Annotated in this window: 10 protein-coding genes; 9 read left to right on the top strand and 1 reads right to left on the bottom strand. The window is 58.5% G+C overall.

The window, feature by feature from the left end:
• The first annotated feature begins 32 nt into the window (after positions 1 to 32).
• The 6 genes from KGB14_RS04500 to KGB14_RS04475 all read left to right on the top strand — a co-directional run bounded on the left by KGB14_RS04500 (position 33) and on the right by KGB14_RS04475 (position 6,132).
• A complete protein-coding gene (locus KGB14_RS04500; RefSeq protein ID WP_223484281.1) occupies positions 33 to 1,121 on the top strand; it encodes a polyamine ABC transporter substrate-binding protein in 1,089 nt (362 codons plus the stop codon).
• Positions 1,118 to 2,419, top strand: a complete 1,302-nt coding sequence (locus tag KGB14_RS04495) for an NAD(P)/FAD-dependent oxidoreductase (RefSeq protein ID WP_223484280.1) — start codon at positions 1,118 to 1,120, stop codon at positions 2,417 to 2,419. The genes KGB14_RS04500 and KGB14_RS04495 overlap by 4 nt, the downstream gene beginning before the upstream one ends.
• Before the next feature lie 228 nt (positions 2,420 to 2,647).
• Positions 2,648 to 3,244 (top strand): paraquat-inducible protein A, encoded by a 597-nt coding sequence (locus KGB14_RS04490; protein WP_223484279.1) that lies wholly within the window; start codon positions 2,648 to 2,650, stop codon positions 3,242 to 3,244.
• Positions 3,241 to 3,918: a paraquat-inducible protein A gene (locus KGB14_RS04485; RefSeq protein ID WP_223484278.1), complete on the top strand. Its 678-nt coding sequence runs from the start codon at positions 3,241 to 3,243 to the stop codon at positions 3,916 to 3,918. The genes KGB14_RS04490 and KGB14_RS04485 overlap by 4 nt, the downstream gene beginning before the upstream one ends.
• Positions 3,899 to 5,554, top strand: a complete 1,656-nt coding sequence (locus KGB14_RS04480; protein WP_223484277.1) for an intermembrane transport protein PqiB — start codon at positions 3,899 to 3,901, stop codon at positions 5,552 to 5,554. The genes KGB14_RS04485 and KGB14_RS04480 overlap by 20 nt, the downstream gene beginning before the upstream one ends.
• A 17-nt stretch (positions 5,555 to 5,571) precedes the next feature.
• Positions 5,572 to 6,132 (top strand): membrane integrity-associated transporter subunit PqiC, encoded by a 561-nt coding sequence (locus KGB14_RS04475; protein WP_223484276.1) that lies wholly within the window; start codon positions 5,572 to 5,574, stop codon positions 6,130 to 6,132.
• A 6-nt stretch (positions 6,133 to 6,138) separates the two neighbouring features.
• Here KGB14_RS04475 and KGB14_RS04470 read toward each other — a convergent pair whose 3' ends face one another.
• A complete protein-coding gene (locus tag KGB14_RS04470; RefSeq protein ID WP_223484275.1) occupies positions 6,139 to 7,410 on the bottom strand; it encodes a sensor histidine kinase in 1,272 nt (423 codons plus the stop codon).
• Positions 7,411 to 7,699: 289 nt separating this feature from the next.
• Here KGB14_RS04470 and KGB14_RS04465 point away from each other — a divergent pair, with 289 nt between their 5' ends.
• From KGB14_RS04465 to KGB14_RS04455, 3 genes are all read left to right on the top strand, one after another.
• Positions 7,700 to 8,359 carry a histidine phosphatase family protein gene (locus tag KGB14_RS04465; protein ID WP_411740770.1) on the top strand — a complete coding sequence of 220 codons (660 nt, stop codon included), beginning with the start codon at positions 7,700 to 7,702 and terminating at the stop codon, positions 8,357 to 8,359.
• A gap of 197 nt (positions 8,360 to 8,556) precedes the next feature.
• On the top strand, positions 8,557 to 10,278 hold the full coding sequence (arnT, locus tag KGB14_RS04460; protein WP_223484274.1) for a lipid IV(A) 4-amino-4-deoxy-L-arabinosyltransferase: 1,722 nt from the start codon (positions 8,557 to 8,559) through the stop codon (positions 10,276 to 10,278).
• Positions 10,279 to 10,305: 27 nt separating this feature from the next.
• A complete protein-coding gene (locus KGB14_RS04455) occupies positions 10,306 to 11,835 on the top strand; it encodes an ArnT family glycosyltransferase (protein ID WP_223484273.1) in 1,530 nt (509 codons plus the stop codon).

Genomic DNA, 11,835 nt, shown 5'->3' with positions numbered 1-11,835 from the left:
GAAGAAATTCAATAACTAAAAGAGGTGTCGATATGCGTCTATTGAAATCCGTGGTTCCGGTCGCGCTGGCGTTGCTGTTCAGCGCCACTGCGCAGGCTCAGCCAAGTGTGAGCGTCTACAACTGGACCGATTACATCGGCGAGACCACCCTCGCCGATTTCCAGGCAAAAACCGGGACCAAGGTGATCTACGACGTATTCGACTCCAACGAAACCCTGGAGGGCAAACTGCTCGCCGGCCGCACGGGTTATGACGTGGTGGTGCCTTCCAATCACTTCCTTGCACGTCAGGTGAAGGCCGGCGCATTCCTCAAACTGGATCGCTCGCAGCTGTCCAACTGGAAAAACCTCGACCCGAAACTATTGGCCTTGCTGGAGAAAAACGATCCGGGTAACGAACATTCGGTGCCGTATTTGTGGGGCACCAACGGCATCGGCTACAACGTCGACAAGGTCAAGCAGGTGTTGGGCATCGATCGCATCGATTCCTGGGCGGTGTTTTTCGAGCCGCAGAACCTGAAGAAGCTCAGTCAGTGCGGCGTATCGATGATGGATTCGGCGGATGAAGTGTTCCCGGCGGTCCTGAACTACATGGGCATGGACCCACGCAGCGAAAATCCCGAGGATTTTAAAAAGGCCGAGGCCAAACTGCTGACCCTCCGGCCTTACATCACCTATTTCCATTCGTCCAAGTACGTGTCGGACCTGGCCAACGGTGACATCTGCGTTGCCTTCGGTTACTCGGGCGATGTGTTCCAGGCGGCGAACCGGGCCAGGGAAGCGAAGAACGGTGTGAGCATCGCCTACTCGATCCCGAAGGAAGGCAGCAACCTGTGGTTCGACTTGCTGGCGATCCCTGCCGACGCCAGTAACCCGAAAGAGGCTCACGCGTTCATCAACTACCTGCTGGACCCGCAAGTGATCGCCAAGGTCAGCGCCTCGGTCGGTTATGCCAACCCGAACCCGGCGGCCAAACACTACATGGACCCTGAGTTGGTCAATAATCCTGAGGTCTATCCGCCCCAGGACGTCCTCGACAAACTCTACATCTCAACCACCCCGCCCCAGGCGATCATGCGTCTGATGACCCGCTCGTGGAGCAAAGTGAAGTCCAGCCAATGAATCAGTACGACAACGAACATACGCATTCCTATTACGCGGCGTCGGCCAAGGACATGACGCCCTATCCCATGCTGGACTCGGATATCGAGGCCGATGTCTGCGTGATCGGCGGCGGTTTTACCGGGGTCAACACCGCGATCGAACTGGCGCAGCGTGGGCTCTCGGTGATTCTGCTGGAAGGCCGGCGGATCGGCTGGGGCGCCAGCGGACGCAACGGCGGGCAGTTGATCCGTGGCATCGGTCATGACGTCGAAGGGTTCGCCCGCTATGTCGGTCAGGAAGGTGTGCGCTATTTGGAGCGCGCGGGCATCGAGTCGGTGGAACTGGTGGGCAATCGTATCCGTGAGCATGGGATCGATTGCGACCTGCGCTGGGGTTTCTGCGAACTGGCCAATACCCCGACGCAGTTCACTGCGTTCAAGGCTGAACGGCAACGCCTCGCCGAGCTGGGCTACGCCCACGAAACCCGACTTGTCGGCCCCGAGCAGATCCGCCAGCAAGCAGTAGGCTCTGATGTTTATGCGGGAGGCCTGATCGATATGGGCTCGGGTCACTTGCATCCGCTCAATCTGGTGCTCGGCGAAGCGCGGCTGGCGCAATCCCTCGGGGTGCGGATCTTCGAGCAGAGCCCGGTGCTGGAATTGGTCCACGGCAGCACCGTGCAGGTTCGCTGCGCTGGCGGCACGGTGCGCGCCGGCAGTCTGGTACTGGGGTGTAATGCGCATCTGGAAGACCTCGAACCGCGCCTGAGCGGCAAGGTACTGCCGGCGGGCAGTTACATCATCGCCACCGAACCCTTGGCGCCCGAGGTGGCCGCGCAATTGATCCCGCAAAACCTGGCGCTGTGCGACCAGAAAGTCGGCCTCGATTACTACAGGCTCTCGGCGGATCGACGTTTGCTGTTCGGCGGTGCCTGCCATTATTCGGGGCGTGATCCGGAGGACATCGGCGCCTACATGCGGCCAAAAATGCTCAAAGTCTTCCCGCAACTGGCGGATGTGCGCATCGACTATCAATGGGGCGGCAAAATCGGCATCACGGCCAACCGCTTCCCCCAGGCCGGGCGCCTGAGCCAGTACCCGAACGTGTTCTATGCCCAAGGTTATTCCGGTCATGGCCTGAACGTGACCCACTGGTGCGCACGGCTGCTGGCCGAAGCGATTCATGCCGGACATAGCCAGGGGCTGGACGTTTTCAGCGCCGTGCCACACATGACCTTCCCCGGCGGACGAGTCCTGCGTTCGCCACTGCTGGCCCTCGGCATGTTCTGGTATCGCCTGCGCGAATTGCTTGGCTGACCACCCTTCTTACAGCTGCCGCAAATGGCCCGGCTGACTACGTCCCTGTAGGAGCTGCCGCAGGCTGCGATCTTTTGACTTTTAAAAGCAGGATCAAAGGATCGCAGCCTGCGGCAGCTCCTACAGGGACCACTTCGATTCTGAATAGCCTTTTAATTTGCTCAATCGCAAGTCACTTCTATATTGAGGGAGTGCTCTGACTTTTCTGCCTCCTGGCGAGTGCGGTCTATGGCTACGACTGACCAACTGATCATCTGCGAGCACTGCGACTGCGTGTATGAAAAAGTCACGCTCGCCAAACATCAGAAAGCCCTGTGCACACGCTGTGGCGGCGTGCTCCAGCGCCACAACGGTTTGTCGGTGCAACAACGTCTGGCGCTGAGCATCACCGCGATGGTGTTGTGGATCTTCTCCAACTTCTATCCGGTCATGAGCATCAGCATGAAGGGCCTGAAAAACAGCGCGACCCTTTGGGACTCGGTTGTTGCGCTGAGCCAGGGGCCAATCTTGTTTATTGCGCTAGTGGCAGCGATTGCCATCATCATCGCGCCGGTGTTCCAGCTGGTCCTGCTGATCTGGGTGTTGGGTTTCGCCCTCACCTCCCAACGCTCGCCCGGCTTCAAGCTGTGCATGCGCTGGCTGGAGACCCTCAGGCCCTGGAGCATGCTGGAGGTCTGCCTGCTGGGCGCCATGGTCGCGGTGTTCAAACTCGCCGGGTTGCTGGATGTAGTTCCCGGCATCGGCCTGTTTGCCCTGGCCGTTCTCAGCCTGCTGTTGATTCGCATCGCCGGGCGCGATGTGCGTGATTTGTGGGACAGCCTGTGAACAGGCCACCGCTCGCCAGCGAGCTCAATCTGTGCCTGTGCCACAGCTGCGGCATGGCCTGCGACATGACGGATAAACCTCACGAGTGCGAACGCTGTGGCGCACCACTGCATGCCCGCAAAACCAACTCACTGAACCGTACCTGGGCCTATCTGCTGGCCTCACTGGTGTTTTATATCCCGGCCAATCTGCTGCCGGTCATGAACACCAGCCTGTTCGGCAACGGTTCCGACAGCACCATCATGAGTGGTGTGCTGGAGTTCTGGGCACACGGTTCGTGGGACATTGCCCTGATCATTTTCATTGCCAGCATCGCGGTGCCGGGCATCAAGTTCGTTGCCCTCTCCCTACTGCTGATCACCGTGCAACGCGGCAGCCTTTGGGCTCGCAAGGAACGTTCGAAGCTTTACCGTTTCGTCGAGCTGATCGGCTACTGGTCGATGCTCGACGTGATTGTCGTCGCGCTGGTCGCGGCACTGGTGAAATTCCAGGCCCTGGGCGATATCGAACCGCGCATAGGCATTCTGTTTTTTGGTCTGGTGGTGGTGTTTACCATGCTGTCAGCGATGAGTTTCGACCCGCGGCTGATCTGGGATGAAGAGCGGGATACAGAGCACGAAGAATTGGATAACCCACCCAACGAGGAGCTCACGGATGAAGTCGCAAGCCACTGACGGGCCGCAAGCCCCCGGCCAGGCCACTATCAAGACCCGTCGCTTCAGCGTTTCGCTGGTATGGATCGTGCCGATCGTCGCGGTGTTGGTGGGGATTTCCCTGGTGGTACACAGCTGGCTGCAGGAAGGTCCGACTATTACCGTCATGTTCAAGACCGGTAGCGGTCTCACGGCCAACAAGACCGAGGTCAAGTATCGCAACGTGGTCATCGGCCATGTCTCGGAGGTGAAACTGAGCGGCGATCAAAAGAGTGTCAACGCCACGATCCAACTCGACAAACAGGCTGAAAGCTTCACCCGAGAAGACTCGCGATTCTGGGTCGTGCGGCCGCGCATCGGTGCCGGCGGCGTTTCGGGCATCGATACCTTGCTGTCGGGCGACTACATCGGTGCCGACATTGGCCAGGCCAATGCCCGTTCCAAACACTTCACCGGTCTGGAAAACCCGCCGCCCATTACCTACGGCGAACCGGGTAAACGCTTCAACTTGCACACTCAGGACCTTGGTTCGCTGGATATCGGTTCACCCGTCTATTACCGCAAGATTCCGGTCGGGCAAGTGGTGGCGTATGCACTGGATGCCGACGGCAAAGGGGTGGACATCGAAATCTTCGTGCATTCGCCCAATGATCTTTACGTCACTGAGAACACCCGGTTCTGGAACGCCAGTGGTATCGATGTGAGCGTCGGTGCCAATGGTTTTGCGGTGAAGACCGAATCCCTGTCTTCGTTGCTGGTGGGCGGCATCGCGTTTCGCGCGCCGGACTACAGCCCCAACGATCAGTCGGCCAGCGAGGATAAAACCTTCGACCTGTTCGAAGATCAGCAAACCGCCCTCGCCCCGCCCAACGGTAAGGCACAGTACCTGAGCCTGCGTTTCGATCAGGCCTTGCGCGGGCTCAAGGTCGATGCACCGGTGGAATTCCTCGGCGTCGAAATTGGCAAAGTCGTGGCGATCAATCTGGATTTCGACGCGAAGAAACGCAGCTTTCCGCTCAATGTCGGCATCGTGATCTACCCGCAACGACTCGGCCAGGCCCACACCAAGATGCTTAAGGCCTTGAATCATGATCCCAATGACGAAGCCGCCAGCATAAAGCTGATGGGCAGCTTCATCGACAACGGCCTGCGCGCCCAGGCCCGCAACGGCAATCTGTTGACCGGTCAGCTTTACATCGCGCTCGACTTCTACCCCAAAGCGGAGAAAGTCGTGTTCGATCCTACTGCCCGTCCTGTCGTTATTCCCACCATTCCTGGCAGCCTTGAGCAGTTGCAGGAAAAACTGGAGAGCATGGTCAACAAGATCAACCAACTGCCCATCGAACGCATCGCCGGCAACCTCGACAGCAACCTCGTCGAACTACGCAAGGGCCTCGTACAGTTCAATGCCAGGACCCTGCCCGGCGTGCAGACCACCCTGGCGGACGTCAGCAAGACCTTGCAATCGGCCAGTTCGACCCTCGCCGAGGATTCGCCGCAACGGGAACAACTGACTCAAACCCTGGACGAACTCGGGCGCATGTCACGCTCACTGCGTGAGCTCTCGGATTACCTGGGTCGGCATCCGGAATCGCTGATTCGCGGCCGCCCCGACAACGCCGCGCCGATGGACTTGCAGCCGCCTCCGCGTAACTGAGCACAGGAGCAACACCCATGGCTTTTTCGCTGAAAATTACGTTGGTCACTGCGCTATTGTTGCTCACCGCTTGCCGCAGCGAGCCGATTCAGTTCCACACCCTGACCCCGGCTCAACCGGGCGGCGCAAGCGGGGGCGGCGCGGACATCCAGATCGAAGCCGTCACCGTGCCACCTCAAGTGGACCGCCCGCAGATTGTCATTCGCCAAGGCAACAGTGGCCTGGCAATTCTCGAAACCCAATGGTGGGCGGCGAGCCTGACGGACGAGTTGCGCAGCGCCCTGTTCGATCAGTTGGTCAACAGTAACCTGCAACGCCGAGTGTCATTGCGCCTGGATGTCCAGCGTTTCGATTCGATTCCGGGGCAGTACGCGTTGATCGACGTCAAATGGCGCCTGCGCATTTTCGGCAGCGGCGATGCCGCACCGATCACCTGCCGTAGCACCTTGCAGACCCCTTCCGGTGCGAGCATCGACGACCTGGTGATCGCCCATCAGAACAATGTGAAACGGTTGGCCGCCGCCATCAGTCAGACCGTTGCCGCCGGAACATCGAGGGGCTGTCCAACGGCCAGATAAAAGCAATCACGCGCCTTCCAGCTTAACGGTGAAACAACAGCCGTTGGGCTGAAGGCTACTGAGTTCCACTCGCCAATTCTGATGAGTACAAATTCGCTGGACCAGTGAAAGGCCTAGCCCCAGCCCTTCTCCCCGGCATTCGTCACCGCGTACGAAGGGTTGAAACATCGCCTGGCGTTTTTCTTTCGGGATACCTATGCCACTGTCTTCGACGCTGAAACCGTGCGTGCGCAGGGTCAGGCGAATGTAACCGTGGTCGGTGTAATGCCAGGCATTGCGCAGTAAATTGCCCATGACCGATTGCAGGAACGTCAGGTTATGACGCTCCGACGAAGCCTGTTCGTCGTCATAGATGAACTCGATGCCCTTTTCCCGGATCAACGGCCCCCAGATGTCCACGAGAGCGTCAGCAACCTCTTTCATCGTCGCGCTTGCCGCAGTTGCACAGTCTTCTCGGTCGCGAGCCAGCATCAGAAAGGTATCGACCAACTGCCGCATTTCGTTGCTCGCGCGGGTGATTCGGCTGACCTGAGCCACGGAGCGCCGGTCAAGCGAGGGATTAGCGAGCAGCAATTCACAGGAACTGGTCAATACCATCAACGGCGTGCGCAGTTCGTGGCTGACATCGCTGGTGAACAGTTTTTCCCGGCCCAGTGCCTCACGCAACCGGCCCAGGGTCTGATCAAAGGAAAGCGCCAACTCTCCCACTTCGTCAGCCGCGTAGTCAGGATGAAGCGCAGGGGCCAGTTCCAGCAACTGATCACGATGGTGCACCTGGCGCGCCAGACGAATAACCGGCGCCATAACGCGCCTGGCCAGCAACCGGCCCAGCAAAACCGCCAGCAGGACACTCAAGACGAACCCGACGACCAACACCGAGAACAGCGCGTCCTCGCGCCGTTCGAGGCTTCGTTTGTCTCGCAACAAAACGTATTGGCGAGCACCCACCCTGTTCACCATGGCGTAGTACTTCGAACCCGCGTAGAGGATTTCCTGAAAACCCGGTGCCAGCGCCGCCAGTTCCGTATCCAGCGCCATGGACCCCGACCCGCCCTGAATGAAAAACAGTTCGTCTTTCTCCGGTTGATGACTCCACTGCGCGCTGTTCTCCATCAACAGCAAGCGGTGCAGCGCTCCTCCCAGGCGGGCGGCCGTGAGTTTTCGCTCCACCGTATGCACGGTGACGACGATGCCTACAGCAAAAACGCCGGCGACCAACGCGCTCATCAAGGCAAATACAATGACAATCCGCTTAGTCAGGCTCTGCTTTAAATCCATTCTGTTCTGGGTCCACTGCCGGTTCAAACCACGACATCTGTTGACTCGGGCCGATTGCCGCAGAGCCGGGGTGCGCACCAAAGATAGACCACTGTGTGTGAAGTACAAGATAACGGCTTGCAATAACGAACTAAATGGACGTTGATATTTTTCTGCGCAAAATTTTCACATCCCCTTCACTACTCCGACACCTGCCTTGATCTACTATCTGCGCCATGACCTTTAAATGTTGCTCAGCGAGGTCGTATTTGAAAGTTATTCTCTATTGCGCACTAACGGGTAAACACGAGTGGCTAATTTTTTTCCACGAATCCTTGCCTCGCGGCTCATCAAACTGGTCTCGGTAGCGGCAACTCTGGTCATCGCTACGCTGGTGATGGGGTTTGTCTTGTGGCCCAGATCCCCCGTCAATCTGGGGACTGCCGGCCCCGAAGTGACCAACAGCCTGATCGATCGCTGGCAAGCCGGCGAAGTGGTGGTGCTGGTTCGCCATACCGAACGCTGCGACCAATCCAGCAACCCGTGCCTTGGCCCTCCCGATGGCATTACCCGAGTCGGCAGCGATGCTGCTACGGCCGTGGGCCAAGGCTTTATGCACTTGGGCATGGCACAGACCGATGTCTTGAGCAGCCCGGCCACCCGCACGGTGCAAACCTCACACTACATGTTCGGTCAAGATGCGGTGACCCAGGAATGGCTAGCCATTTGTGGCGAAACCATGCGTAACGATGTGGTGAAAAACAAGCATGCCCATCGAAATCTGGTGCTGGTCACCCACAGCGGTTGCATCAGCGATTTCGAAGCCCAGACCGGTTTCGAGCACGCGAAGACCAGTGAATATGGCAGTGCTTTGTTCGTCGCCATTGCCGATGGGCAACCTCAGGTGCTCGGCATTGTAAATGCCACTGACTGGCATTCCCTGTTGAGCGGTAAAATCTTGAAACAATAACCGCTGCAAAAAAACCTTGGCACTTAGAGAGCTTTTTATATGGGTTGACTATAACTTTCCCATAACAACTAGATAGCTGACGCAACTTCTGTAGTCTAAATCGCTATTGCGTTCCGTTATGTAAGAAGTTTCGCTCTCGCGCAAGTGCACCGCGCGCCATTAAACCGAGCAACATCTTTCCGCACCAAGGTCGAGTCATGACGTCCAACAACCTGTTGCCCCAGCCTGCCGGCTCTTTATCCCATAGCACCCTGCGTGCGCTACCCGTTACCGAACGCTGGATAGTGCCTGGCTTGCTGCTGGCGTACGTTGTTTTCTATCTGTTGCCGCTCATGACCCATGGTCTATGGATTCCCGACGAAACCCGCTACGGTCAGATCAGCCAGGAAATGCTGCTGAGCGGCAACTGGGTCTCCCCGCATTTCATGGGCATTCGTTACTTCGAAAAACCGATCGCCGGTTACTGGATGATCGCCATCGGTCAGGCGGTATTCGGCGACAACCTGTTCGGCGTGCGTATCGCTTCGGCACTCAGCACCGGGCTGAGCGTCTGGCTGACCTACCTGATTGCCCGCCGCGTCTGGAATGACCCGCGCAAAAGCGCTGCCTGCGCACTGCTTTACATGAGTTTCGGCCTGATTGCCGGGCAAGCCGGATACGCCAACCTCGATCCGCAATTCACGCTCTGGGTCAACCTGAGTCTGGTTGCGCTATGGTTTGCCATCAGCAGCCATTCTTCGCGCGGCAAACTCGGTGCCTGGATGCTGTTGGGATTTGCCTGCGGCATGGGCTTCATGACCAAAGGGTTTCTCGCCTGGCTGTTGCCGGTGTTGATCGCCCTGCCCTACATGGTTTGGCAACGACGCCTGGGAGAGCTGTTGCGTTACGGGTCGCTGGCGGTAGTCGTGGCCGCAGTGGTTTGCCTGCCGTGGGTGCTGGCCATTGATCAACGGGAACCGGATTTCTGGCGGTTTTTCTTCTGGCACGAACACATTCGCCGTTTCGCTGCCGATGATGCGCAACACGCTCGCCCGTGGTGGTTCTATCTGCCGTTGCTGGTCGCCTCAAGCCTGCCGTGGGCCGCCTTGTTACCGACGACATTTGTCCAGGCCTGGCAGCAAAAGCGCCAACCCGCGATCGGTTTTCTGTTGCTCTGGTTGCTGCTGCCGCTAGCATTTTTCAGCTTGAGCCGCGGCAAACTGCCGACCTACATCATGCCGTGTCTGTTGCCCCTGGCGTTGCTGATGGGGAACGCGCTGATAGCGCTGTTGAATCAAGGCCGAGGCCGGGCCATTCGCCTCAATGGCGTATTCAACGTCGTCATCGCCACCGGCGCCCTGATCGCCCTGCTTTATCTGCAAGCCACCAAAGAGGTCTACGAAAACACCGAGATGTTTGCCTTGTCTCTGGTGTTCATCGTGTTGTTCGGCTGGATCATCGCCAACGCCTTGCAGGTGCTGCGGCCCCTGGTGTTCTGGGCCGTGCCGGCGCTGGGTATCTGGCTGTTGGTCGCGCTATTGCCGGCGGCGATGCCGAGCCAGATTATCGATAGCAAGATGCCCGATCAGTTCATCGCCGAGCATCTGGATGCCTTGAGTCAGACCACATCGTTGCTCAGCAACGATCTCGGCGCGGCGTCAGCCTTGTCGTGGCGCTTGAAGCGGCCTCAGGTCGATCTTTTCAACACGATTGGCGAACTGAAGTATGGCCTCGACGACCCCGCCATGGCCTCACGTAAAGTCACCATGGACAACGTCGGGCAATGGATGACCGAGGCCCGAAAAAAAGGCGCGGTCGGGGTGGTGATGCGGGTTAACAGCGTCGCGGAAATGCAAGAAGTCTTGCTATTGCCAGTCGATGGCAAGCGTTATCAGCGCGGCAACCTGGAGATTCTGATTTTTCCTCAAAGCCAACCCTGACGCCGTCCTCCTTACAGGAAACCCTCCATGAAATTTTGGGCAAGTGACAGGGGCGCGTTGGCGCTCCTGCTAGGCGCGTGCGCGCTGATTCTGTTGCTTGGGCTGGGCACGCGGGAGTTGTGGGGGGCGGAAACCCGTTGGGCCAACATCGCGTTGCAAATGCTTCAGAGCGGTGACTATTTCGACCCTTACCTCAAGGGCGCAGCGTATTACGACAAACCGCTGCCCTCCTATTGGCTGATCACTGCCACCGCCTGGCTGACGGGTGGCTTGGGGCACTGGTCATTGCGCCTGTCTTCGGTGATCGCCGCGTGGCTGAGCGTCTGGCTGGTGTACCTGATCGGTGAGCGGCTGTACCGCAAAGGCACCGGGCTGATTGCCGGCTGGATGCTGGCAACAACGTTCTATTTCGCCTTTTGGGCACGGGTCGCTACTGCCGACATTCTAACGGTGTGTGGTGTGCTGGCGGCGGTGTGGTGGTATTGGCGCGGGCCCGACGACACACGCTTCAGTCGTTACCTGGTGTTTTTTCTGCTGCTGTCTCTGACCTCACTGTTCAAGGGGCTGATCGGCTTCATTCTACCGGGCTTGTTACTGTTGCCCCATGTGTCGCAGGACGGGCGCTGGAAACGCCATCTCAACCTCCGACTGTGCATGGCCCTGATGGTTGCCGGGGCGTTCTACATGACACCGTTCGTGTTGTCGCACGTCTACGGTGCGCCAACCTATGGCGAGAGCGGCCTGGGTCTGGTGCTTCGGGAAAACGTCGTGCGTTTTTTCCAGCCCTTCGACAACATCGGTCCGATTTACACCTACCTGCTTTATCTCCCCGTCTACACCTTGCCGTGGACACCCTTTTGGCTACTTGCATTGTGGTGTGCACTGCGCAACTGGCGAATCATCGAACCCGATACACGCTGGCTGATCTGGGGCCTGGGCCTGTTGATGCTGTTTTTCACGGCCAGCGGCAGCCGGCGCAGTTACTACGTATTGCCGCTGGTGCCCTTTGCTCAGTTGCTGGGCGCCTGGTGGGTCACCCGGCGAATGGCTGAACGCAAGGCGCCTGGCAGGTTCGGTGGTCGTGGGTGGAAGATCGGTTTCGGCCTGACCACGGGGTTGTTACTGGCGGTGTTGGGTGTGCTCTATCCCTGGACCAACAGTGGTGGCGGCGTGGTTCAGTTCGGTGAGACGGTCAGGTTCGAGGCTGGCAAGCGAGCGCCGTTGAGTCAATGGCATATGGTGATGATCGAAGTGGACAACAAAGTCCCGATGTACCTGCAAACCGGCGGCGCGCCCTTCTATTACGTATCAGGAACCCAGGACTTTCCACGCACGGGTGATACCGCAGCGCTGATGACCTGGCTGGACAACACCAGTGGCCGGCACTGGGATCCGCAGCGCACCATCATTGTCGCCCAGTACCGCAATGGCGACGCGCTGCCGCTGAACTACCTGGGTGTCGACCATCAGGTCATCACCACCACACCCACCAACGGCGAGCGAATATTCCACGCCCGCGAAGAACAGAGCGTGGCGTTTATTCCCCGGGCCGAATAA

Source organism: Pseudomonas sp. A-RE-19, assembly GCF_019956555.1.
In the GTDB taxonomy this organism is placed as follows: domain Bacteria; phylum Pseudomonadota; class Gammaproteobacteria; order Pseudomonadales; family Pseudomonadaceae; genus Aquipseudomonas.
Note: the sequence above shows the minus strand (reverse complement) of the source record. Positions and strands in the feature narration are given on the sequence as shown.

Coding starts and splice junctions, on each gene's coding strand:
- KGB14_RS04475 (WP_223484276.1), top strand. CDS start 5,572: ATGGCTTTTTCGCTGAAAATTACGTTGGTCACTGCGCTATTGTTGCTC.
- KGB14_RS04500 (WP_223484281.1), top strand. CDS start 33: ATGCGTCTATTGAAATCCGTGGTTCCGGTCGCGCTGGCGTTGCTGTTC.
- KGB14_RS04480 (WP_223484277.1), top strand. CDS start 3,899: ATGAAGTCGCAAGCCACTGACGGGCCGCAAGCCCCCGGCCAGGCCACT.
- KGB14_RS04470 (WP_223484275.1), bottom strand. CDS start 7,410: ATGGATTTAAAGCAGAGCCTGACTAAGCGGATTGTCATTGTATTTGCC.
- arnT (WP_223484274.1), top strand. CDS start 8,557: ATGACGTCCAACAACCTGTTGCCCCAGCCTGCCGGCTCTTTATCCCAT.
- KGB14_RS04495 (WP_223484280.1), top strand. CDS start 1,118: ATGAATCAGTACGACAACGAACATACGCATTCCTATTACGCGGCGTCG.
- KGB14_RS04490 (WP_223484279.1), top strand. CDS start 2,648: ATGGCTACGACTGACCAACTGATCATCTGCGAGCACTGCGACTGCGTG.
- KGB14_RS04455 (WP_223484273.1), top strand. CDS start 10,306: ATGAAATTTTGGGCAAGTGACAGGGGCGCGTTGGCGCTCCTGCTAGGC.